The organism is Streptococcus gordonii, from assembly GCF_001553855.1.
GTDB classification, from domain to species: Bacteria; Bacillota; Bacilli; order Lactobacillales; family Streptococcaceae; genus Streptococcus; species Streptococcus gordonii.
In genome coordinates, this window is the sequence record NZ_LQWV01000039.1 from 29610 (window position 1) to 51784 (window position 22175).

The 22175-nt window shown below is 39.5% G+C and carries 22 protein-coding genes, 3 tRNA genes and 1 pseudogene; 7 read left to right on the forward strand and 19 right to left on the reverse strand.

Annotation, left to right across the window (positions count from 1 at the left end; all coding sequences use genetic code 11):
* Nucleotides 1-9: 9 nt before the first annotated feature.
* From mutY to AWH02_RS08670, 5 genes are all read right to left on the reverse strand, one after another.
* Complete coding sequence (gene mutY / locus AWH02_RS08650) at nucleotides 10-1170, reverse strand: A/G-specific adenine glycosylase (protein ID WP_045773365.1); 1161 nt, start codon at nucleotides 1168-1170, stop codon at nucleotides 10-12.
* A 63-nt stretch (nucleotides 1171-1233) separates the two neighbouring features.
* Nucleotides 1234-2211, reverse strand: coding sequence for a phosphate acetyltransferase (pta, locus tag AWH02_RS08655; protein WP_045503184.1), 978 nt, complete (start codon nucleotides 2209-2211; stop codon nucleotides 1234-1236).
* A 21-nt stretch (nucleotides 2212-2232) separates the two neighbouring features.
* Complete coding sequence (locus tag AWH02_RS08660) at nucleotides 2233-3120, reverse strand: RluA family pseudouridine synthase (protein ID WP_060553546.1); 888 nt, start codon at nucleotides 3118-3120, stop codon at nucleotides 2233-2235.
* A complete protein-coding gene (locus tag AWH02_RS08665; protein WP_045635307.1) occupies nucleotides 3110-3934 on the reverse strand; it encodes an NAD kinase in 825 nt (274 codons plus the stop codon). The genes AWH02_RS08660 and AWH02_RS08665 overlap by 11 nt, the downstream gene beginning before the upstream one ends.
* Complete coding sequence (locus AWH02_RS08670) at nucleotides 3918-4583, reverse strand: GTP pyrophosphokinase (RefSeq protein WP_012000623.1); 666 nt, start codon at nucleotides 4581-4583, stop codon at nucleotides 3918-3920. Before AWH02_RS08670 ends, AWH02_RS08665 begins: the two co-directional genes overlap by 17 nt.
* Nucleotides 4584-4681: 98 nt before the next feature.
* Between AWH02_RS08670 and AWH02_RS08675 the strand changes: the two genes are divergently transcribed.
* The 6 genes from AWH02_RS08675 (at nucleotide 4682) to AWH02_RS08700 (ending at nucleotide 8772) form a co-directional block, all read left to right on the forward strand.
* The gene (locus AWH02_RS08675; protein WP_060553545.1) at nucleotides 4682-5251 is read left to right on the forward strand and encodes a CYTH domain-containing protein; all 570 of its coding nucleotides are present in this window, start codon (nucleotides 4682-4684) and stop codon (nucleotides 5249-5251) included.
* A gap of 71 nt (nucleotides 5252-5322) precedes the next feature.
* Nucleotides 5323-6279, forward strand: a complete 957-nt coding sequence (locus tag AWH02_RS08680; protein ID WP_111705924.1) for a ribose-phosphate diphosphokinase — start codon at nucleotides 5323-5325, stop codon at nucleotides 6277-6279.
* A 9-nt stretch (nucleotides 6280-6288) separates the two neighbouring features.
* Complete coding sequence (locus AWH02_RS08685) at nucleotides 6289-7416, forward strand: cysteine desulfurase family protein (RefSeq protein WP_060553543.1); 1128 nt, start codon at nucleotides 6289-6291, stop codon at nucleotides 7414-7416.
* The gene (locus AWH02_RS08690) at nucleotides 7406-7753 is read left to right on the forward strand and encodes a DUF1831 domain-containing protein (RefSeq protein WP_045503199.1); all 348 of its coding nucleotides are present in this window, start codon (nucleotides 7406-7408) and stop codon (nucleotides 7751-7753) included. The genes AWH02_RS08685 and AWH02_RS08690 overlap by 11 nt, the downstream gene beginning before the upstream one ends.
* Before the next feature lie 34 nt (nucleotides 7754-7787).
* Nucleotides 7788-8021 (forward strand): DUF4649 family protein, encoded by a 234-nt coding sequence (locus AWH02_RS08695; RefSeq protein WP_060553542.1) that lies wholly within the window; start codon nucleotides 7788-7790, stop codon nucleotides 8019-8021.
* Nucleotides 8022-8106: 85 nt separating this feature from the next.
* Complete coding sequence (locus tag AWH02_RS08700) at nucleotides 8107-8772, forward strand: redox-sensing transcriptional repressor Rex (protein ID WP_041789693.1); 666 nt, start codon at nucleotides 8107-8109, stop codon at nucleotides 8770-8772.
* A 19-nt stretch (nucleotides 8773-8791) separates the two neighbouring features.
* Here AWH02_RS08700 and radC read toward each other — a convergent pair whose 3' ends face one another.
* From radC to gyrA, 3 genes are all read right to left on the reverse strand, one after another.
* Nucleotides 8792-9472 carry a RadC family protein gene (gene radC / locus AWH02_RS08705; RefSeq protein WP_045503208.1) on the reverse strand — a complete coding sequence of 227 codons (681 nt, stop codon included), beginning with the start codon at nucleotides 9470-9472 and terminating at the stop codon, nucleotides 8792-8794.
* Between the two features lie 83 nt (nucleotides 9473-9555).
* Complete coding sequence (locus tag AWH02_RS08710; RefSeq protein ID WP_012000630.1) at nucleotides 9556-10311, reverse strand: class A sortase; 756 nt, start codon at nucleotides 10309-10311, stop codon at nucleotides 9556-9558.
* A 3-nt stretch (nucleotides 10312-10314) separates the two neighbouring features.
* Nucleotides 10315-12768, reverse strand: a complete 2454-nt coding sequence (gyrA, locus tag AWH02_RS08715; RefSeq protein ID WP_060553541.1) for a DNA gyrase subunit A — start codon at nucleotides 12766-12768, stop codon at nucleotides 10315-10317.
* A 195-nt stretch (nucleotides 12769-12963) separates the two neighbouring features.
* Here gyrA and AWH02_RS08720 point away from each other — a divergent pair, with 195 nt between their 5' ends.
* Nucleotides 12964-13950: an L-lactate dehydrogenase gene (locus AWH02_RS08720; RefSeq protein ID WP_045503217.1), complete on the forward strand. Its 987-nt coding sequence runs from the start codon at nucleotides 12964-12966 to the stop codon at nucleotides 13948-13950.
* On the opposite strand, the pseudogene AWH02_RS11215 reads toward AWH02_RS08720, so the two are convergent.
* The 11 genes and pseudogenes from AWH02_RS11215 to AWH02_RS08770 all read right to left on the reverse strand — a co-directional run.
* Nucleotides 13951-14181: pseudogene (locus AWH02_RS11215) on the reverse strand (hypothetical protein); the annotation flags it as partial. It abuts the gene before it with no gap.
* Nucleotides 14182-14332: 151 nt separating this feature from the next.
* A tRNA-Arg gene (locus tag AWH02_RS08725) sits at nucleotides 14333-14404 on the reverse strand.
* An 85-nt stretch (nucleotides 14405-14489) separates the two neighbouring features.
* Nucleotides 14490-15695, reverse strand: a complete 1206-nt coding sequence (rpsA, locus tag AWH02_RS08730; protein WP_060553540.1) for a 30S ribosomal protein S1 — start codon at nucleotides 15693-15695, stop codon at nucleotides 14490-14492.
* Between the two features lie 163 nt (nucleotides 15696-15858).
* Nucleotides 15859-15930: transfer RNA gene (locus AWH02_RS08735), tRNA-Gln, on the reverse strand.
* 50 nt (nucleotides 15931-15980) lie between these two features.
* Nucleotides 15981-16061, reverse strand: a tRNA-Tyr gene (locus tag AWH02_RS08740).
* A 53-nt stretch (nucleotides 16062-16114) separates the two neighbouring features.
* A complete protein-coding gene (locus AWH02_RS08745; RefSeq protein ID WP_008809182.1) occupies nucleotides 16115-16345 on the reverse strand; it encodes a DUF2969 domain-containing protein in 231 nt (76 codons plus the stop codon).
* A gap of 98 nt (nucleotides 16346-16443) precedes the next feature.
* Nucleotides 16444-17466, reverse strand: a complete 1023-nt coding sequence (locus tag AWH02_RS08750) for a branched-chain amino acid aminotransferase (RefSeq protein WP_060553539.1) — start codon at nucleotides 17464-17466, stop codon at nucleotides 16444-16446.
* 152 nt (nucleotides 17467-17618) lie between these two features.
* Nucleotides 17619-20069: a DNA topoisomerase IV subunit A gene (gene parC / locus AWH02_RS08755; protein ID WP_060553538.1), complete on the reverse strand. Its 2451-nt coding sequence runs from the start codon at nucleotides 20067-20069 to the stop codon at nucleotides 17619-17621.
* A gap of 52 nt (nucleotides 20070-20121) precedes the next feature.
* The gene (locus tag AWH02_RS08760; protein ID WP_060553537.1) at nucleotides 20122-20856 is read right to left on the reverse strand and encodes a CPBP family intramembrane glutamic endopeptidase; all 735 of its coding nucleotides are present in this window, start codon (nucleotides 20854-20856) and stop codon (nucleotides 20122-20124) included.
* Nucleotides 20837-21670, reverse strand: coding sequence for an aminoglycoside 6-adenylyltransferase (locus AWH02_RS08765; protein ID WP_060553536.1), 834 nt, complete (start codon nucleotides 21668-21670; stop codon nucleotides 20837-20839). The genes AWH02_RS08760 and AWH02_RS08765 overlap by 20 nt, the downstream gene beginning before the upstream one ends.
* Before the next feature lie 139 nt (nucleotides 21671-21809).
* Nucleotides 21810-22160: a hypothetical protein gene (locus tag AWH02_RS08770; RefSeq protein WP_060553535.1), complete on the reverse strand. Its 351-nt coding sequence runs from the start codon at nucleotides 22158-22160 to the stop codon at nucleotides 21810-21812.
* Nucleotides 22161-22175 lie beyond the last annotated feature (15 nt).

Sequence of the window (22175 nt, forward strand, 5' to 3'; positions counted from 1 at the left end):
TCAGATTTTTTATTTATTTCTAACATCTTGAAAAGCCTCCCACATCTTCTGCTGGGGCTTGGCAAAAGGGTACTTCTCAAATTCATCTGGATGTAGCCACATGACCTCCCCATCAGCTGTATAATGACTATCTTTAACTTGACCATAAACCAACTGGATATGCCACTTGCGATGGCTGAAGACATGTTGCACCTTTGGAAAAGACTCCTGCTGCCAATTGACAATCAAATCATAATCCTGCTCAAAGCTTTCTTGAGGAGACAGTTCCAGACTGGGCTGATTTTCAGCGACTTCAAACAGGGACATCTGATTTTCAGTTTGAAATTCCTCAACTTCAATCAAGGGAAAATGCCAAAAACCCGATAACAAGCCAGTAGCCTCATTCTTTTCAAGCAAGAATTGTCCCTGTTCGTTTTCGATAATCAAGCCTTGCAGATAGACTGGAACTGGCTTCTTTTTAGGTGCTTTGATTGGATATTTATCCATAGTTCCGTGCAAATAAGCTGCGCTGAACTCTTTTACTGGACTGTCTTCTGGATGGGGATTAATAGGAGCTTCAATATCTGACCCCAGATCCATCAGCGCTTGATTAAAATCTCCGGGTCTATCTGGATCAATCAGAATCTCCATCATAGCCTGAAAGATCTTACGATTGCTAGGTTGACCAATATCTAAATCAACTTCAAACAAGCGACTCAGCACCCGCATAACATTGCCATCTACCGCAGGCTCAGCTAGTCCAAAGGCAATACTAGCAATGGCACCAGCTGTATAAGGTCCAATCCCTTTGAGGCTAGCAATTCCTTCATAGCTATCAGGAAATTTTCCAGCGAAATCCGTCATTATCTGCTGGGCCGCTTTTTGCATATTTCTCACCCGCGAATAATATCCCAACCCTTCCCAAGCCTTGAGCAGTCTATCTTCTGGTGCCTGTGCTAAGTCAGATACTGTCGGGAACCAGTCAAGAAAACGCTCATAGTAAGGAATCACCGTATCCACCCGAGTCTGCTGCAGCATAATCTCAGAAACCCAGATATGATAAGGATTATTTGTTCTGCGCCAAGGCAGATCTCGTTTGTTTTTATCATACCAAGTTAATAATTTCTCTCTAAAAGAGGCGATTTTATCTGCCTCCCACATCTCAATCCCGTATTCTCTCAAATCTATCATAAATCTAGTATAGCATAAGGATAAAAAATAGGAGAGCCCAAGCTCTCCATATTTAAATATCGCTTAATAATGACCAACTGCCTGGCTTGCTGTAATCAAGGTTAGCTTATAGACATCATCTGCATTACATCCACGAGAAAGGTCATTAACTGGATGATTAAGCCCCTGTAGGATAGGGCCTACTGCAGAAAAGCCACCTAAACGTTCTGCCAGCTTGTAGCCGATATTACCAGCTTCAATGCTAGGGAAGACAAAGACAGTCGCTTGACCAGCCACAGGACTACCAGGTGCTTTTAGTTCTGCTGTTGCAGGTACAAAAGCCGCATCAAACTGCAACTCACCATCAATAGCCAAATCTGGACGCATTTCCTGAGCCAGCTTAGTTGCCTCTACGACCTTATCAACCTTCTCTCCAAAACCAGAACCTTTGGTAGAATAGCTGAGCATGGCAACTTTCGGATCAATATCAAAAATTTGTGCTGTCAAAGCTGAGTTAATAGCAATCTCTGCTAAAACATTGGCGTCTGGATCAATATTGATGGCACAGTCACTAAAAATGTAGCGCTCATCATCACGAACCATTAGAAAGGCACCAGAAGTGCGCGAAACCCATGGCAAAGTCTTGATGATTTGAAGAGCAGGTCTAACAGTCGCTGCTGTAGAGTGAATAGCGCCTGAAACCATTCCTTGAACCTTACCAAGATAGACTAGCATAACACCGAAATAATTGACATCTTCCTTCAACAATTGACGCGCTTCGTCTGCAGTAATTTTTCCTTTACGACGCTCAACAAAAGCTTCCACCATTTCCTCAAAGCAAGAACAGTTTGTAGGGTCAATGACCTGGTACCCTTCTGTTATTCCTTCTATTTCTAAATAAATACGAATTTTTTCAGGATTACCCAAAAGAACTGGAGTAATATTAGTTTCTTTGACAAGGCGCTTAGTTGCTTGAAGAATACGAGGTTCTTCGCCTTCAGGCAGGACAATTTTCACTTCTTTATCCTGCAAGGCCTCACGAATATCATCAAAAATTTTCATATTTAGTTCATCTCCTATTAATTAATTTTTAAATATCTGAATAACTTGTTCAAAATCTGTTGGAAGAGGACTGGCACGTCCAATTTCCTCTCCACTGAATGGATTATAAAATTTCAAAGTATGACAGTGAAGAGCTTGGCGGCTAATACCTTCAGACATGCATCCACCATATAAATCGTCCCCCAAAAGTGGAAAGCCGATATGTGAAAAATGAACTCGAATCTGATGTGTTCTTCCTGTGTGTAGGTGAATATCCACTAGGTAGATGTTGCCAAATTGCTCAATCACCTTGTAACTAGTATGAGCATATTTACCTCCCTTGGCAACTCTTCGTGTAATAATACTATCTTCATCACGCGCAATCGGTGCAATAATTTCCCCTTCTTTTTCTAAAAGGCCATCTCCCTTAACCAGGGCTAAATAACGCTTCTCGATAGCTCTTTTTTGTAATTGCTTATCCAATCGTGCATGGGCATAGCCGTGCTTGGCAAATAGCATAAGTCCGCTAGTATCCTTGTCTAGACGTGTCACGATATGGACTTGATGATTTTCATAACCGGAATCTATATAATAGGCTTTGACATAATTTGCCATGGTATTAGAGTGATTCACGCTAGGAATACTTGCAACACCAGCTGGTTTATCAAGTATTAAAAAATGATCATCCTCAAAAACCACTTCTAGTTTTCTCGAAATCGCGTCTAGACTTTCAAAACCTTCTTCCTTGGGGATATCGATCGTAACTTTATCACCAATGTCTAACAAGTAAATCGCATTTTGTGGTTCGTCATTTACTAAAATACCACCGCCTCTATACTTAATTTTAGCAAGAAGCCCCTTTGAGACATCATGTTTTTTGAGAAAAGTTTTGACTTTGACATGTTCGTCTGCAATAAACTCAAATCTCATCGTCTACTTCTCCAATAAAGGCATCCTTAACTCGGTTCCAAAAACTCGTATGGCTTGGACTGGCAACAAATTGTATTTTATGATTATCTATTTGAAATTCAACCTTGGCAATATGCTTGAAAGTATAAGTTCTATTATCCACCGAAATCGTATGCTGATCATTTCGAGTTGGAAAGATTTCGATCTTGTCTTTTTTAGGAACAATGATCGACGAACCTAAAGTACGATATACACGATTATTAAGGCTTGCCACTTCAGCAATTTGCAAGGCTTCTATTGTCGGATGAAGAACTGCTCCACCTAAGGACTTATTGTAAGCTGTACTGCCGGTCGGAGTAGAAACCGAAATCCCATCCCCACGGAAGCGTTCAAAAGCCACATGGTTAATCATGACATCAGCAACCATAGTCCGATCTGATCGCTTTATCGTAGCTTCATTCAAAGCTAGCTTACTCTTTACAGAACCATCCTCTAGGAAAATTCTAACATTTAAAATCGGATAGGAAACCTGAGCTCCGGTGTCCAATTTTAGATTTTCTATTAACTTGTCGATTTCGAAATCTCGGTAATCAGTATAAAATCCTAAGTGTCCAGTATGAACACCAACAAAACGAACTTTATCTAATTGGTTTTCATACTTGTGAAAAACAGACAGGAGCATACCATCTCCGCCTACAGAAATAACTATATCAGGATTTTTATCAGTTAAAATGAAACGATTCTGCCTTAGTTTCTTAATCAACAATTGGCAGACTTCTTTACTTTGAGGTTTATAATTGCTAAAAACAGCAATTTTTTTATCTGTATTCTTCATCTGTATCGTCACTATTTCCTACGCCATCATTTAACATCCGATAAGGTGGATCGAACAGAACCTGAGCCTCTTGAATATCGTGGCGAATTTCACCCATTGTTTTATCCAATTCATAGGCAATTCGAGCTGTTATTTCCAATCGTTCCTTAATTTCTTGAGGAAATTCTCCCTTATATTTATAATTAAGAGAATGCTCAATTGTTGCCCAAAAGTTCATGGCTAAGGTCCGAATTTGGATTTCAGCCAAGACAACCTTGTTACCGTCAATTGTATCAACAGGATATTCAACTATCACATGATAACTGCGGTAACCACTTGGCTTTTTATAAGTGATATAATCTCGTTCTAGAACAATCTTCATATCTTTTCGCTGATGCAAAACTTTTAGAACCTCAGTGATATCATCCTCAAATTGAACCATAATCCGAAGGCCAGCAATATCGTTCATATCACGGGCTAAGTTTTCTAAACTTATTCCATGCATAACCATCTTTTCTTGGATGCTTTCAATAGACTTGACCCTACCGGTTACAAATTCTATCGGTGAGTGTCGTTGTTGCTTGCGGTATTGTTTTCGAATTCCTCGCAGTTTGACTTTTAACTCACCGACAGCTTGGACATAAGGGTCTAAAAATTGTTCCCACTCCATAAATGCACTCACCTTGTTATTTTTATTATTTTTATATAAAATAAATACGTCTATTATTATAACATAAATCGTTTTCAAGCGAAAGAAAAGGATCAACAATGAATCATTTAGAAATTGAATATAAATCCGGATTAAACAAGGAACAGTTTGAAAGTCTGCTACCACTTTTTAAAGATATTACTCCAGTAAAACAAACAAATTATTATATAGATACCCCTGATTTTTTTATCAGAGACCATAAAATGGCTTTCCGAATCCGTCGTTTTGATGATTCAGCCGAGCTGACTCTAAAGATATCGCAAGAGGTAGGAACAATGGAATATAACCAAGCTTTATCAGCTGATGAAGTTCATTCTATAATTGAGAATATGACTCTACCAGAGGGACAGATTCTTGAAAACTTGAAAAAAACGAAGATTCAACTGAATCAATTAGATATCCTAGGCCACTTAACCACCATTCGCAGAGAAATGAAACATGAGTTTGGACTTCTAGCTCTGGATGAAAATTTTTATTTTGATATTCACGATTATGAAATCGAACTTGAAGTTCAAGATGCTGAAGATGGAAAAGTTAATTTCTTTGACTTTCTACAAGAAAACAATCTCCCATACACACCCCTAAAAAGCAAGATCGCTAGATTTGCTAAAAACTTGCCAAATAGCTGAAAAAATCTTATATTTTTGATAAAATAGTAATCAGAAAATTAAAGGAGTTATCTTTAGGTATGTTTGGTTCAATCAATGACAAAAAGAACATGAAATTATTCTCGCTCAACTCAAATCATGCTATCGCTGAGAAGATTGCAAAAGCTGCTGGAGTACCGCTTGGGAAACTTTCATCACGTCAGTTCTCTGATGGAGAAATCCAAGTCAACATCGAAGAAAGCGTACGTGGCTTTGATGTTTTCATCATTCAATCTACAAGTTTTCCAGTAAACAACCATTTGATGGAACTGCTCATCATGGTAGATGCTTGTAATCGTGCCAGTGCTAACTCAGTTAATGTTGTAATTCCTTACTTTGGTTACGCTCGTCAAGACCGTACAGCAGCGCCTAGGGAGCCAATTACAGCAAAACTAGTAGCAAATATGTTAGTAAAAGCAGGTGTGAATCGAGTACTGACTCTTGATCTACACGCTGTTCAAGTGCAGGGATTCTTCGACATTCCTGTTGACAATCTTTACACTGTTCCTCTTTTTGCAAAACACTATTGCGATAAAGGCTTAACAGGTGATGACGTTGTCGTTGTAAGTCCAAAAAACTCAGGTGTTAAGAGAGCTCGCAGTTTAGCAGAACATCTAGATGCTCCTATCGCTATTATTGACTATGCTCAAGACGATGCTCACCGCAATGAAGGATATATTATTGGTGAGGTAGCTGGTAAGAAAGCGATCTTAATTGATGACATCTTGAATACTGGACGTACCTTTACTGAAGCTGCTAAAATTGTCGATCGAGAAGGAGCAACCGACATCTATGCGGTTTCAAGCCACGGTCTCTTCGTTGACGGTGCCGCTGAAAAATTAGACGCTGTTCCGATCAAAGAAATTTTAGTAACCGATTCTGTAGACACCAAAGAAAAAACTCCAAAAAACATCCAGTATATCACAGCAAGTGAGTTGATTGCTGATGCTATTGTCCGCATCCAAGAGAGAAAACCAGTCAGTCCTCTCTTTGCATATAATAAAAAATAAGGACTGAAAATGATTTATTTTGACAATGCAGCCACGACCCCTCTATCGTCTGTAGCTATCCAAAAGATGACTGACTTAATGGTACAGGTCTATGGAAATCCATCTAGCACTCATCAACATGGACGCGAGGCTAGTAAGATTCTCAGACAAGCCAGGGAGACTATTGCTAAGATATTGCAAACTAATGCAAAAAATATTCTGTTTACTTCTGGTGCTACTGAAAGCAATAATACCATACTAAAAGGCTATTCTCTCAAGCATCAAGATCTAGGAAAACACATTATTACGACAGCAATTGAGCATCATTCTGTTTTAGAACCCTTGCACCATTTAGCTGAAAAATACGGATTTGAGATTTCTTTTATCCAACCAGTCGACGGAAAGATACGAGTAAAAGATATAAAGGATGCACTTCGTCCTGACACCATTCTCGTCTCTACCATGTTTGCTAATAATGAGACCGGATATCTACTACCTATTAAGGAAATTGGAGAAGTTTTAAAAGATCATCCAGCTAAATTTCATGTAGATGCGGTTCAAGCTATGGGAAAGATTCCAATCTATCCAGAAGAGTTAGGAATTGATTTTTTAAGCGCTTCTGCCCATAAATTTCACGGACCTAAAGGAACTGGCTTCTTATATGCAAAAGATTTCCACTTTGATAATCTACTTCACGGTGGAAGTCAGGAAGATAAAAAAAGAGCTGGTACGGAAAACATCATTTCCATTGCTGGAATGGCTACAGCACTAGAAAATAATATTGAACATATAGCCGAAAACTTCAGTCATATTCAAGAGCTTCGATACGAACTTTTGCAAGGACTTGGTACTATCGACTATTATCTCAATGAACAGGAGCCTCATTTACCTCATGTGGTTAACATGGGATTTCCAGGTCAGGCAAACGATATCCTGCTGATGAAGTTAGATATGGCAGGAATTTCTGTCTCCACTGGATCAGCATGTACTGCTGGAGCGATTGAGCCAAGCCACGTTTTGTCAGCTTTTTATGGTGAGACTTCCCCCCGATTAAAAGAATCCTTTAGAATCAGTTTTTCTGATCAAAATACAATTCAAGAAATACACATTTTAACAAAAAAAATAAAAGAAATTTTAGGAGAAACACATGGCCTTTGAAAAGTCAGTAGCATTAAAAGATTGTTTATACAGTTATGAAGTAAATCCAAATGTTAAAAAATTTACATTAAAAGATAATACCTTTGCCGAAACAAAAGTGGGAAACTTTGAACTAACTCGCCTCTTAGAGGAAATTCCAAATAGTGGTCAAGGATTTTTATTAAAAATTATTTTCAATAAAGACTTGTCTGGTTTTAAAATTAATATCACAGATAAATCAGGTCTTCGTCTAGTTAATATTTTTAAATCAGAAGATCAAAAGATTCTCCAGCAGAAATTCTACTTTTTGATGGATAGCTTAGTTGAAAGAGAGATTTTTACAAAGACGGAACAATAATCCAACATTTATTCAAGAATTACAGAGAATATCCATGATTGAACTTAAATACTTAGATTCTTATAAGGTCGAACGAATCGTTCGTTATCTTGATTTTGATGAATTCATGTTAGCTTTTTCAGGCTGTGTCACTATCCCAGATGACTTAACGGTCCTCTCATTGACATATAAGGGGATAGAAGTTCCCTATGTAGGAAAAATAGGCAATCTTTATCGAACCATGTTACAGTTTGATTTATCGGCTTACGAAAGTAAAAAAGAAAACTAAAATCCTTAGTTTTCTTTTTTTATTTTTAGTTCCTTGGATTCTTTTAAAATAGTTGATTTTTTCACAAACTTTCTATAAAATAGAAATGAAAGGACGTGATTTTGTGAAAACCGAAAAAAATTCAACTATTCCGCGTGCGACTGCAAAGCGTTTATCCCTCTACTACCGTATTTTTAAACGCTTTAATGCTGAAAAAATAGAAAAAGCCAGTTCCAAACAAATAGCTGAAGCAATTGGTATTGACTCTGCTACTGTTCGAAGAGATTTTTCTTATTTTGGTGAACTTGGACGCAGAGGTTTTGGCTACGATGTTAAGAAATTAATGAATTTTTTTGCCGATTTGCTTAATGATAACTCAATCACCAATGTCATGCTTGTAGGAGTTGGTAATATGGGGCACGCTCTTCTCCACTACCGCTTCCATGAAAGAAATAAGATGAAAATTGTCATGGCTTTTGATGTTGATAGTCACAAAGAAGTTGGAACAAAAACCCCTGATGGTATTCCAATTTATGGCATTTCTCAAATCAAAGAAAAAATCAAGGATGCAGACATCAAGACAGCAATTTTAACTGTTCCAAGTGTAAAAGCCCAGGAAGTAGCCAATATTCTTGTCGATGCTGGAATAAAAGGGATTATGAGTTTTTCACCTGTGCATCTTCACCTACCGAAAGAAATTGTTGTTCAGTACGTCGACTTGACAAGCGAACTTCAAACTCTCCTCTACTTTATGAAAAAAGAGCATGATTAAGCATTATAGCTAACCGTCCTTAAATGAGGTCTGTTTCCTCTCGATAACTATAATAGCTATCTCCTCCCACAATTAAATGATCCAATAAAACGAAGCCCATCATTTCGCAGGCTTCTTTTATTTTCTCAGTCACCTGATCATCATCCCTACTTGGCCTAGTAGCACCTGAAGGATGATTATGGACCAAGATAATTGATGTCGCCATATGCTTAATCGCATAATGAAGAATCTCCCTAGGTTCGGCTAAACTCCGAGTCAGACTTCCAATGAAAATAGTTTGTTGATGAATAATTTGATTTTGTGTGTTTAAATAAAGTGCAACCAAATGCTCTTGCTTTTTATGACTTAATTCCTGTTGCATTTTTTTTGCAAGTTTTTGACTACTCAGTATACGTTCTCCTTCAAAATTCTCCGCTTTTGAAATACGACTGCCCAACTCAATCATAGCCTGTAGTTCAATAGCCTTTACTTGTCCAATACCAGATATCCCCTGTAGTTCAGACAGAGTCATGTGACGGAGTTCAGTCAAACTTGATACGGATGATAAAATCTTACTAGCTATTTGGAATACATTCTCTTTTTTATTTCCTGTACGAATGAGAATAGACAGCAATTCCTGATTGCTTAACTGCTCTGCTCCTAGTCTTACTAATCGTTCCCGTGGTAATAATGATTCCTCTTGAAATGATATACTGTACATAAAAACCTCCTTACAATTTATTTATTCGCAAAAGAAAAAAGGAAAGCATTAAACTTATGCTTCCTTCCTTTTTATTATAAGATTTATAGTTGCATTTGATTGTATGATTTATTGAAGTAGTTCAAAATCTTCTTCGGTGTTTCTTTATATGGAGTTTCGCTTTCTAAAACACCCTTAACAATTGTACGAGAAGTTGCCGCAGCATCTTCACAGGTTACCAAAGTAACCTCTGCTGTACCATCAGCTGCATCGTCAACAACATCTACCCTTTCAGGCTCCACGTTTTCAACACTAGTAATTGAATATGTATAAACTTTTTCTTTATCAGTTAAATAGATTTTCATACCAGCTTTCGCTCGATCAAGAGGAGAAAAGAGCATTTCATTGGCTCCTGTAATCCCGAAAACATGGTGACTAGCTAAAGCGTAGTTGCCTTTTCCCATTTCCTGAGTCTCTTTCATAGTACCAGCACCATAATAAAGACCTGCATTCTCCAGTCCATTAAAAATTGGTAAATTAAGGGACAATTCAGGAATCGCAATCCCACCGATAACAGGAAGTTGCTGTGCTTTCCATTGGGCATTTAAGACAGCTTCAGTCGATAGAGGCTCAACCTTTTCAAAATTGAAACTACCTTTACTTGCTTTATTCTTCTCAATTTCTTTCTTAGATACTTTAGAAACTTGGTACTTGTTTGTATGCCAAACCATAATCATATTTCTAATTGAAGAATTAAAAATTAGGGCAAGTGCAACTAACAGTAAGATAACCGAAAGAATATTTAATATAATATTACGTCTACTACGTTTCTTCTTGGCTCTTCGTGATCCTCTAGCCATATTTTACTCCTTCTCGTCTTGCAACTCTTCTTTATCATCTGCTTCTACAGTTGTAAAAGTAACAATCTGAGCATTCTGATCAAGACGCATAACCTTAACACCCATTGTAGAGCGACCAGTTTGTGAAATATTTGCAACACTGGTCCGTATGATTACACCAGTATTAGTTATGATCATCAGATCTTCTTGACCATTGACTGTCATCAAACCAGCTAAAGGACCATTTTTTTCTGTGATATTAGCTGTTTTAATCCCTTTACCACCACGGCCTTTTGTCGGATATTCACTAGCAAGAGTTCTCTTACCATAACCTTTTTCAGTAATAACAAGAACTTCATCATTGTCAGACACAACACCTGCACCAACGACCTGGTCACCGTCTCTTAGGTTAACACCACGTACGCCAGTTGCAATACGGCTCATGTTTCTAACAGCTGTCTCATTGAAGCGAACAGAATAACCAAATTTTGTTCCGATAATAACATCAGCAGCTCCATCAGTTAGGAAAACATTAATCAGCTCGTCTTCATCCTTCAAATTCAAAGCCTTGAGTCCATTCTGACGAATATTAGCAAAATCAGCTACGCTAGTACGCTTGACTACCCCTAGACGAGTCGTAAAGAAGAGATAAGAGTCTTGGCTATGATTCTGTTCTACGTTGATAATAGTTTGAATTGTTTCTCCTTCATCCAATTTCAGGAGATTCACAATTGGTAAACCTTTTGCAGTCCGGCCATATTCAGGTATCTCATATCCTTTCAGGCGATAAACTCGTCCCTTATTAGTGAAGAAGAGTAAACGATCATGTGTACTAGTTGAAACAAGTTCCTTGACAAAGTCATCATCCTTGACGCCTGTCCCTTGAACACCACGACCTCCACGTTTTTGAGCTGTAAACTCATCTTGGTTTAAACGTTTGATGTAGCCTTTATTTGACAAGGTAATCAAAACATCCGCTTCTTCAATTAGATCTTCATCTTCTAGAGAGAGAACCTCTCCTACCATAAGCTCCGTTCGACGTTCATCAGCAAATTTCCGCTTCACTTCATCCAATTCTTCTCTAATAATTGTAAGAACTCTTTCAGGCTTAGCCAAGATATCTGCCAAATCAGCTATTAAGGCAATCAATTCATCATATTCTGACTGAATTTTATCGCGTTCCAAACCGGTCAAACGACGCAAACGCATATCGAGAATAGCCTGACTTTGACGCTCAGACAATTCAAACTTAGCCATTAATTCAGCCTGTGCTTCTGCATCCGTCTCACTGTTACGAATAATACGAATAACTTCATCGATGTGGTCAAGAGCAATTAGTAAACCTGCTAAAATATGAGCACGTGCCTCAGCCTTATCTTTATCAAAGGCAGTTCGACGGGTCACAACTTCTTTTTGGTGCTCAATATAAGCCAAAAGAATCTCACGAAGAGAGAGTATTTTAGGAACACCATTTTGGATAGCTAACATATTGAAGCTGAAATTGGTCTGCATTTGTGTCAATTTAAAGAGATTATTTAGAATGACATGAGCAGACGCATCCCGTCTCACCTCAATTACAAAACGAACACCCTCACGATTAGACTCATCACGGACAGCTGTTATACCTTCAATACGTTTTTCTTGTACTAAGCGAACAATGTGCTCATGAACCTTAGTCTTATTAACCATATAAGGAAACTCGGTTACAACAATCCGCTCGCGACCATTTTTCATTTCTTCAATTTCAGTACGAGAACGTAAAACAATCGAGCCTTTCCCCGTTTCATAAGCACGGTGAATACCTGATTTGCCCATAACTAGAGCGCCAGTTGGAAAATCAGGCCCAGGCAAAACTTCCATAATATCACGGGTTGTTGCTGCAGGATTATCCATGACTAGCTTAACTGCATCAATAGACTCCGCTAAATTATGTGGCGGAATATTAGTCGCCATACCAACAGCAATACCAGTTGCACCATTAACCAAAAGATTTGGAAAACGGGCAGGAAGGACTATTGGTTCTCGCTCATTAGCATCATAGTTATCGATAAAGTCAACAGTATTCTTGTTGATATCACGAAGCATCTCAAGAGCAATTTTGCTCATACGTGCTTCTGTATAACGCTGAGCAGCAGCTCCATCTCCATCCATGGAACCAAAGTTCCCATGGCCATCCACAAGCATGTAGCGATAACTCCACCATTGCGCCATCCGAACCATAGCTTCATAAATCGAAGAGTCACCATGCGGATGGTATTTACCCATAACATCACCTGTAATACGGGCTGATTTTTTATGTGGTTTATCAGGAGTAACTCCCAGCTCATTCATCCCATAAAGAATCCGACGATGAACTGGTTTTAATCCATCACGAACATCTGGAAGTGCACGCGAAACGATAACACTCATAGCATAGTCAATAAAACTAGTTTTCATTTCACTCGTTAGATTGACATTTACTAAATTCCTATCTTGCATTAAAAAATGCCTCTTTTCACTTTATATAACTGTACTATTATATCATATTTTAAACATTTTTTCAGTAAATAGCCTTGATCCTAAAAACGTTTACATCTTTTAAAGATGACCATCTGCCGTGACAAAGCATGTTAAAAGTGATAGAATAGACTTGTTTGGGACAAACCCGTAAAAAAATAAAAGGAGATTTTACAGATGACTCTTGAAAAACAACATAAAAAAGTAATCCTTATTGGTGATGGTGCCGTAGGTTCTTCATACGCATTTGCGCTTGTAACCCAAGGAATTGCACAAGAACTTGGTATTATTGAGATTCCACAATTATTTGAAAAAGCTGTTGGGGATGCAGAGGACCTTAGTCATGCGCTTGCATTTACTTCACCTAAGAAAATTTATGCAGCAAAATACGAAGACTGCGCGGATGCTGACCTTGTTGTTATCACAGCTGGTGCTCCACAAAAACCAGGCGAAACTCGTCTTGATCTTGTAGGTAAAAACCTTGCTATCAACAAATCTATCGTTGAGCAAGTTGTTGCTTCTGGTTTCGATGGTATCTTCCTCGTAGCTGCTAACCCAGTTGACGTCTTAACTTACTCTACTTGGAAGTTCTCTGGCTTTCCTAAAGAACGTGTCATTGGTTCTGGTACATCACTTGACTCAGCTCGCTTCCGTCAAGCTTTGGCAGCTAAAATCGGTGTTGATGCTCGTTCAGTCCATGCCTATATCATGGGTGAACATGGTGACTCAGAGTTCGCTGTTTGGTCACACGCTAACGTAGCTGGTGTAAAACTAGAACAATGGTTACAAGCTAACCGTGACTTGAACGAAGCAGATCTTGTAGACCTCTTCATTTCAGTCCGTGACGCCGCTTACTCAATCATCAACAAAAAAGGTGCTACATACTATGGTATCGCAGTTGCCCTTGCTCGTATTACTAGAGCTATCCTTGATGATGAAAATGCCGTTCTACCACTTTCTGTCTTCCAAGAAGGCCAATATGGAGTTGAAAACGTCTTTATCGGTCAACCAGCAATCGTTGGTGCTCACGGTATCGTACGTCCAGTAAATATCCCATTGAACGATGCTGAAACTCAAAAAATGCAAGCTTCTGCTAAAGAGTTACAAGCAATCATTGACGAAGCATGGAAGAATCCAGAATTTCAAGCAGCATCTAAAAACTAATTATAAAAACATCTCCTTATTAAAGGAGATGTTTTTTTGCTTTATATAAATATCAATCAAATAAGGTACGATAAGCTCGCTATCTATGTCTTCTAAAGAAGAAATACAGACAAAATCCGTATGCTCTTCTGGATCCAATATAATATCAGGATGATCCACAATCCTACCCACATAAACTAAGCGTAAAAAATTAGTATCTTTGCTAGCATCAAACTCACTATCTTCTAAGATGTCTAAATATTAGCAAGGCTTCGCTTTATTTTTGAGCGGTTGATAAGCAATACTTCTTATCTTTCTAAACTACAATAAAAGAATTAATTTCTGTATCATGATATTCTCTACAGCAATGAAAAAAGACTCCGAAGAGTCTAATTTAAAGTCATCCACCCTGAGAGAATCGAACTCCCATCTCAAGAACCGGAATCTTACGTGATATCCATTACACTAAGGGTGGCAACTAATTTATTATAACTAATTTTCACTAAAAATACAAGTCAAAAAATAAAAAGAAGTTGAGAAAACTCAACTTCAAAATTATTTTATAATTCGATATCACCGAACAAGTCAGCCATGGAGAATCCAGTTTGAGTTTCTGGAAGTTCAAAGTCACGTTTTTCTTGACGTTTAGGACGACGTGGACGTGATTGGCGTTTTTCTTCTTTCTCTTGTCCTTCTTCTTTTGCAGGACGTTCTTCAAGAGCCTTGATAGAAAGTGATACGCGCTCATTAGCTGGGTTAACTTCAAGAACTTTAACAGTTACTTCTTGGCCAACTGACAAGACATCTTTTGGATTCTCAACACGTTTGTGAGAAATTTGTGAGATGTGAACCAAGCCATCAATACCTGGCAATACTTCAACAAAAGCACCAAAGTCAGTTAAGCGTTTAACAGTACCTTCAATTACATCACCAGCAGCAAGTTTTTGTTCAACACCATCCCATGGTCCAGGTGTTGTAGCTTTAAGTGAAAGTGATACACGACCTTCTTCTTCGTTTAAGTCAAGGACTTTCACTTCAATTTCTTCACCAACTGTTACAACAGATTTAGGTGATACGTTACGCTCATGTGATAACTCAGTTAAGTGAACCAAACCATCAACACCACCAAGATCAATGAAAGCACCAAAGCTAGTGATACGAGCAACTTTACCAGTTACAACATCACCAACATTCAATTTTCCAAATACTTCAGCACGAGCTGCTGCAGCTTCAGCTTCAACTACTTCACGACGTGAAAGGATAAAGCGATTTTCTTTTGGATCAACTTCTTTAATCTTAGCATCAAATTCTTGACCTACGAAACGTTCTGTGTTACGTACAAAACGAGTGTCAAGCATTGAAGCTGGAATGAAACCACGAAGTCCTTCAAACTCAACAGAAAGTCCACCTTTAACTGCGCGAGTTCCTTTAACAGTAACAACTTCTTCTTCACGACCAACCAATTTGTCCCATGCTTTGCGAGCTTCTAAACGTTTTTTAGATACTAGGTAAGTAACTGTATCTGTATCTTTACCCACTACTTGACGAAGAACGAGCAATTCAAGTGTTTCGCCTGTTTTTACAAGGTCGTTAATGTCAGCATCACGATCATTAGTCAGCTCACGAAGAGTTAACACCCCTTCAACACCAGTGCCAGAAATTGCAACATTAGCTTGGTTTGCATCAACTGTCAATACTTCAGCAGTAACAACATCACCTGGCTCGACTTGGCTAACACTGTTTAGCAAATCTTCAAATTCATTCATCTAAAAAATCCTCCAACAATCAAGTTTTCACTTGACATCCATTTTATTTTCCTAAGCGCCCGCAACGACATGTTGATTTATCTTTACCGTTTTTATACCATTTATAAAGAAATAAAATACCCTAAGATATTTTATCGGCCTCGTCTGATATATCACCTAAGAACTGGGGTAGCTGGATTCGAACCAACGCATGAGGGAGTCAAAGTCCCTTGCCTTACCGCTTGGCTATACCCCAAAAAAGAGCGCTGACAATAGTCACTTTATCATCGTCAAAATGAACGCTAATGGAGAGAGAGGGATTCGAACCCCCGAACCCGAAGGAGCGGATTTACAGTCCGCCGCGTTTAGCCTCTTCGCTATCTCTCCGTATACAATCAACGTCATCTATTATAACACGAAAAAAATGGAAAATCAACACCTTATTTACCTAAATTATAGGTTTCTATTAAATTTTCAACAGCTTTTTCAAGTTTTTTATAGAAAGCATCTGCATTTCCGTTTTTGATTATAGCATACTGGCCGTCTAATTCTGCAATTTCACCAATAACTTTTTTACCAATAACGAGTGAATAGCCATCAAATAAATCTGCTCCTACTTTGACCTTACTATCATTAATTTGAATTTCAATCTTTTTATCTTTTTTACTCATTTCTTACCTCTTTCAAAATACTATTTTACACAAAAAGCAAAAGCCTGGCAAGTGATTTCCTACAATTAATAAGAAAAGAGCCTTTTAGGCTCTTCCTATTAATCAACTTTGTAGATCCAACCTTCTGGCGCTTCAACATCACCAAATTGGATACCAGTTAATTCATCATACAGCTTGCGGGTAACTGGACCGACTTCTGTCTCACTATAGAATACATGGAAATCATCACCATGTTGGATACCTCCGATTGGTGAGATAACTGCTGCTGTACCACAAGCTCCGGCTTCAACAAAGCGATCCAAATCATTAATCGGAACATCGCCTTCAACCGGAGTCAAGCCCAAGCGGTGCTCTGCCAAGTAAAGCAAGGAATATTTGGTAATGGACGGTAGAATGGATGGACTCAGCGGTGTTACAAATTCATTATTTGCTGTAATTCCAAAGAAGTTCGCTGATCCGACTTCTTCAATCTTGGTATGAGTTGATGGATCAAGGTAGATGACATCTGAAAAGTTACGAGACTTAGCCATCTTACCTGGTAGGAGACTAGCTGCATAGTTACCACCTACCTTAGCAGCACCTGTACCATGTGGAGCCGCTCGGTCATATTCGTCTTGGATCAAGAAGTTGGTTGGAACCAAACCACCCTTGAAGTAGTTTCCAACTGGCATAGCAAAGATTGTAAAAATATACTCCTCTGCTGGTTTTACCCCGATGATATCTCCGATACCAATCAAAAGTGGACGAAGGTAGAGAGTTCCTCCTGTTCCATATGGAGGTACATATTCTTCATTTGCACGGACAACAGCCTTACAAGCTTCCACAAACATTTCAGTTGAAACTTGTGGCATCAAGAGACGATCGCAAGTGCGTTGCAGGCGCTTAGCATTCTCATCTGGCCGGAAGAGCTGGACACTGCCATCCTTGGTTCGATAGGCCTTAAGTCCTTCAAAAGCCTGCTGACCATAGTGAAGGCTTGGTGAAGACTCAGAAATATGCAGGGTCGCATCTTCAGTCAGTTTGCCTTCCTCCCACTGACCGTTACGGTAATAAGCTAAAAAGCGATAAGGCAATTTCATATATGAGAATCCTAGATTTTCCCAGTCGATATTTACAATCATAATCTTACTCCTCTACTTCCAAACTTCATTTTTTAGATACTCCTTATTTTACACCTTTTTAAGAAATTTTCAAGCATTATTTTCAATTTTCAGAAAATTACGTTATTAAATTTTAGTTTGAAAAAACCAGTTCGTTTGAACTGGTTTGAAAATTACTTAATATAAGCTGAGAAGACTTCTTCGTCTGAAATGGTATCAGAGATAAAGCTGCCGTTACTGGTTCGCTCTGATAAGCCGAGCTCAGTTAGGTTTACATCATAGACAGTTCCTTTATTAGAAATCACCTGCAAAATTTGCTCCTCACTGGCTTCTGCTTCTGTTGTGAAGAGGTCAAAGTCAACTGCTTCGCCAAAGACTGGTCCAGCTGCAAAGACACGATGGGGCTTGGTCTTAAGCTCTCTCAGAACTTGGAGACCACGATTTGCACGACTAGTAACAGGAATATCTGCGACTGCCATACGCTTGAGCGAACCGCGCTGAGTTAGGATGTAAAGCGAGTCTGTGTTGGCGATAAAGGCTGCCGCTAGAACATCGTCCTTCTTAAGATTGATGGCTTTAACCCCAGCTGCCTTAGCACCAATAACAGGTACTTCCTCAATATTGAAACGAAGGGCATAGCCATTCTTGGTCACGAGCATAACATCATCCAGCTTAATCGGCGCCAGAGCAATAACCTGGTCATCTTCATTTTTCAGCTTGGCAAACTTGAGCGACTTAGACTTGTAGGTCCGCCAAGGACTGAACTCCTTGCGCTCCACTCGCTTGATTTGTCCCAGCTTGGTCGCTGCAAAGTAAGTCCCTTCCTCAAAGCTGTCCAGTAATTCTGTATAGATAACCTCTTCCTTGGTATCAAAGTTACTGATGGTCTGGCTGAGGTGTTCTCCAATTTCTTTCCAGCGGATATCTGACAGCTCATGAACAGGCCGGTAAATAACATTTCCAAGACTTGTGAAAATTAGCAAATGCTGGGTCGTCTTGGCCGGGCTGACGAAAATCAGTCGGTCATCATCACGTTTGCCCATTTCTTCTAGGGTCGATGCTGAGAAGGAACGTGGACTGGTCCGTTTGATATAACCAGAACGTGTCACGCTGACATAGGTTTCTTCCTCAACGATGAGACTAGCTGTATCAATCTCGATAGCGTTTGCCGTATCCTGCAGCTCACTGAGACGCGGATTGCCAAACTTCTTCTTGACGTCACGGAGTTCTCGCTTCATAAGATTATACATGGTGCGCTCATCACCGATAATGGCTGCCAGCATGGCAATCTTCTCGCGTAGCTCTGCTTCTTCCTCTTCCAAAACCACGACGTCTGTATTGGTCAAACGGTAGAGTTGGAGAGTGACGATAGCCTCAGCCTGCTCCTCAGTGAAATCATAGCTAACTTTCAGATTTTCCTTGGCGTCTGCTTTGTTTTCGGAAGCACGAATCAGAGCAATCACCTCGTCTAAGATTGAAATAACCCGAATCAGTCCTTCCACGATATGGAGCCGTTTCTCAGCCTTGGCCTTGTCAAATCGGCTGCGAGCCAGAATGATCTCCTTGCGGTGGGCAATATAACTGGTTAAGATTGGCACAATTCCCACCAAACGCGGCGTGAAATTGTCGATCGCCACCATGTTGAAGTTGTAATTAACTTGCAAATCAGTGTACTTGAAAAGATAGTTAAGAATCAGCTCAGTATTAGCATCTTTCTTGAGCTCAATGGCAATGCGAAGACCGTCCCGGTCTGATTCGTCCCGCACCTCAGCAATGCCAGCCACCTTATTATTGACCCTCACATCGTCAATCTTCTTGACCAAGACCGCTTTATTAATCTCGTAAGGAATCTCAGTGATGATGATTTGCTCTTTACCGCCCTTCAACTTTTCAATCTCAGTTCTGGAACGCACCACGACGCGACCTTTACCAGTCTCATAGGCTTTCTTAATCTCATCACGGCCTTGGACAATAGCTCCTGTCGGGAAGTCTGGACCAGGCAGAAACTCCATGAGTTTGTCCACCTTGGCAGATGGATGGTCAATCATATAGATGACCGCGTCAATGACTTCGGCTAGATTATGAGGTGGAATATCAGTCGCATAACCAGCGGAAATCCCAGTTGCTCCATTGACCAAAAGATTAGGAAAGGCTGCCGGCAGAACTGTCGGTTCCTTCTCGGTATCGTCAAAGTTCCAAGCAAAAGGAACGGTATCTTTCTCAATATCCTGCAAAAGATAACCAGCCATCTCAGACAAACGCGCCTCAGTATAACGCATAGCCGCCGGTGGATCACCGTCCATGGAACCATTGTTTCCGTGCATCTCAACGAGAATCTCACGATTTTTCCAGTCTTGAGACATGCGAACCATGGCGTCGTAGATGGAGCTGTCACCGTGGGGGTGAAAATTCCCCATGATGTTCCCGACAGACTTGGCTGACTTGCGGTAGCCCTTGTCAAAAGTATTGCCGTCCTTGTTCATGGAATAAAGAATACGGCGCTGAACAGGCTTCAAGCCATCGCGAATGTCTGGCAAGGCCCGCTCCTGAATGATGTATTTGGAGTAGCGACCAAAGCGCTCTCCCATGATGTCCTCAAGGGACATGTTTTGAATGTTAGACATAATAATTCTCTTTTTAATGTTTTGTTGCAAAGTAAATCTATATTTTATAAATTTAACTGTTTCTTTGTAGGTAGTGAGAAAAGAAGAGCAATCCTACTAATCCTAGAATGAATAAAAGATTAATTTTAATAACAAATAAGCTAAGTAGGGTATTAATTAGGCCGTGAAAAATGGCGCAATAAAGGATCGACTTAGTCTTTTTGAAAACAGCTGCTAGAAGAATACTGAGATAAATTGCAAATAGACTGAATAATATAAAAGGCATCCTACTTTGGGAACTTCCAATCACAAACCATAAAGGTACATGCCATATTGCCCAAATACAACCTGTTATCAAACCAGAAATCCAAAAGGAGAATCTAGTTTCCAAAGTTGGTTGCAAGATGCCTCGCCATCCCAATTCTTCTTCGCCACCATAAACACAGACTGCACTCAAAAAAACAACAAACAAATTTCCTAGTGGAAAAGCTGGATTAAGCTCCTTAGAAGAGAAAGCAATGACACCTGTCTGCACGAAAATTAGTAAAAGAAATAACAAAATATATTTCTTTGAGTCCCCTAAGATAAAAGAGACTATGCTTTTAATGGATTTTTGAGGCAAACAAGAAATGGCTGCAATGGTTGGACCGAAACCTCCTAGTAAATGGAGAAAAACTCCTAGTGGACTTGTTAGACTTAAGAGGCTCATTTGCGTCAGAAAAGCGAGCAATCCCCAACCAAATCCCCAAGAAATGAGAAAACTAATCAGTAAAAATTTTGTTATCTTATTATTTTGTAAATGTTTCATTTGTTTCAAGCCTCTCCTCAGCATATTCAATCATCTTCTCGGCGGTTTCTTTGTCATAGTGGAAGCCGGTTTTGAGAGAGAAAGCTTGGGCTTCTCTGTGGAAAAAGTCCATGGTAGCAAAGAGAGACTTAGTGATTTTTTTCTGGTCAGAAAAATCAAGCAAGGCTGTAAATTCTTTCTCTTTCTCGATAGGCAAATGCTGAAAGAGGTACTTGTAGTTCTTGCCAACATCGACCGTACCCTGATCTGCTGCCACTTGCCAAGCTAAAAGCTTGAGCAATTCTTGCTGGCAGATTCCATACAGATGGTCCGTCGCATAGACCAGGTGGTTCCGATGAATGCCCTTGACTACATAGGCTGATATCCACCAGAATTCATTACAAGATTTGTCAAAGTCAGTCGCACTGGCTGGTGCCGTCCAATAGCGCTTGGGTGTTGGTACATAAGGATCGAAGAGTCCTTGTGGATCATCCAGAACCGTGAAATCCGCTTCGCTATCCACCCACTCTTTGATGTGCTCCTTGGGGCAAAGGGTCAAGTCTATCCGATTGCCATCTTCAAAGAGCATGAGATAGAGGCGACGATGGTCTAGTAGGACATGCTGATCAATCATACGCCTGCCAAACATTTCCAACCAGGCAAGGTCAGCCACCAGAGCATGCAAATCCTCCACGATGTAAACCACATCATAGTCTTGGAACTCGTCCTTGGTAGCATTTGGATTTGTCCGCGAGCCGGACATGGCGACAGCGTCGACCTGTAGTGCTTTTGCGGTTTGCAAAATCACATCAAACATCTCGGTTTCTTTTCTCATGGGAGCACCTATCTTTTCAGTGGAACTTCTTTATATAGAATCAAAGTTGGCAAAGCGGATTCCTGCATGTCTCGAAAGATTAGACCGACCATTTCTAAAATAGTCATCTATTCACTACTCTGATCAGCTAAAAGTAGCTCTACTTATCCTTTTTAAATTTGAAACTTTCTCCATTAGTTGCAGAAATTCCGTCGGATGTAAATGGTTGATATTCAATAGTATTTTCATCAACTTTTTTTATCTGATGACGATTACCATTAGTATCAACAATGGTGAATTGATCCCCTTTTTTATCTTTTACTTCCCCTTTTTCAGCAATTTTTTCCTTACCGTTTAAAATGTTCCATTTACCTTGCTTTTCTTCAAAAACATAGGTGCCTTTTGTTTTTTCACTCTTCCATGTACCGTTTAGCCAAGCTTCCTGCGAAGAGCAAGCAGCTAGGATGAATACTGAAAATACAAGCAATGCCAGTGTATAGATTTTTTTCATAATAAAACTCCTAAA

Excerpts from the sequence above, each read along its gene's own strand:
- mutY (WP_045773365.1), bottom strand. The coding sequence starts at position 1,170 with ATGATAGATTTGAGAGAATACGGGATTGAGATGTGGGAGGCAGATAAA.
- pta (WP_045503184.1), bottom strand. The coding sequence starts at position 2,211 with ATGAAAATTTTTGATGATATTCGTGAGGCCTTGCAGGATAAAGAAGTG.
- AWH02_RS08660 (WP_060553546.1), bottom strand. The coding sequence starts at position 3,120 with ATGAGATTTGAGTTTATTGCAGACGAACATGTCAAAGTCAAAACTTTT.
- AWH02_RS08665 (WP_045635307.1), bottom strand. The coding sequence starts at position 3,934 with ATGAAGAATACAGATAAAAAAATTGCTGTTTTTAGCAATTATAAACCT.
- AWH02_RS08670 (WP_012000623.1), bottom strand. The coding sequence starts at position 4,583 with ATGGAGTGGGAACAATTTTTAGACCCTTATGTCCAAGCTGTCGGTGAG.
- AWH02_RS08675 (WP_060553545.1), top strand. The coding sequence starts at position 4,682 with ATGAATCATTTAGAAATTGAATATAAATCCGGATTAAACAAGGAACAG.
- AWH02_RS08685 (WP_060553543.1), top strand. The coding sequence starts at position 6,289 with ATGATTTATTTTGACAATGCAGCCACGACCCCTCTATCGTCTGTAGCT.
- AWH02_RS08690 (WP_045503199.1), top strand. The coding sequence starts at position 7,406 with ATGGCCTTTGAAAAGTCAGTAGCATTAAAAGATTGTTTATACAGTTAT.
- AWH02_RS08695 (WP_060553542.1), top strand. The coding sequence starts at position 7,788 with ATGATTGAACTTAAATACTTAGATTCTTATAAGGTCGAACGAATCGTT.
- AWH02_RS08700 (WP_041789693.1), top strand. The coding sequence starts at position 8,107 with ATGAAAGGACGTGATTTTGTGAAAACCGAAAAAAATTCAACTATTCCG.
- radC (WP_045503208.1), bottom strand. The coding sequence starts at position 9,472 with ATGTACAGTATATCATTTCAAGAGGAATCATTATTACCACGGGAACGA.
- AWH02_RS08710 (WP_012000630.1), bottom strand. The coding sequence starts at position 10,311 with ATGGCTAGAGGATCACGAAGAGCCAAGAAGAAACGTAGTAGACGTAAT.
- gyrA (WP_060553541.1), bottom strand. The coding sequence starts at position 12,768 with ATGCAAGATAGGAATTTAGTAAATGTCAATCTAACGAGTGAAATGAAA.
- AWH02_RS08720 (WP_045503217.1), top strand. The coding sequence starts at position 12,964 with ATGACTCTTGAAAAACAACATAAAAAAGTAATCCTTATTGGTGATGGT.
- rpsA (WP_060553540.1), bottom strand. The coding sequence starts at position 15,695 with ATGAATGAATTTGAAGATTTGCTAAACAGTGTTAGCCAAGTCGAGCCA.
- AWH02_RS08745 (WP_008809182.1), bottom strand. The coding sequence starts at position 16,345 with ATGAGTAAAAAAGATAAAAAGATTGAAATTCAAATTAATGATAGTAAG.
- AWH02_RS08750 (WP_060553539.1), bottom strand. The coding sequence starts at position 17,466 with ATGATTGTAAATATCGACTGGGAAAATCTAGGATTCTCATATATGAAA.
- parC (WP_060553538.1), bottom strand. The coding sequence starts at position 20,069 with ATGTCTAACATTCAAAACATGTCCCTTGAGGACATCATGGGAGAGCGC.
- AWH02_RS08760 (WP_060553537.1), bottom strand. The coding sequence starts at position 20,856 with ATGAAACATTTACAAAATAATAAGATAACAAAATTTTTACTGATTAGT.
- AWH02_RS08765 (WP_060553536.1), bottom strand. The coding sequence starts at position 21,670 with ATGAGAAAAGAAACCGAGATGTTTGATGTGATTTTGCAAACCGCAAAA.
- AWH02_RS08770 (WP_060553535.1), bottom strand. The coding sequence starts at position 22,160 with ATGAAAAAAATCTATACACTGGCATTGCTTGTATTTTCAGTATTCATC.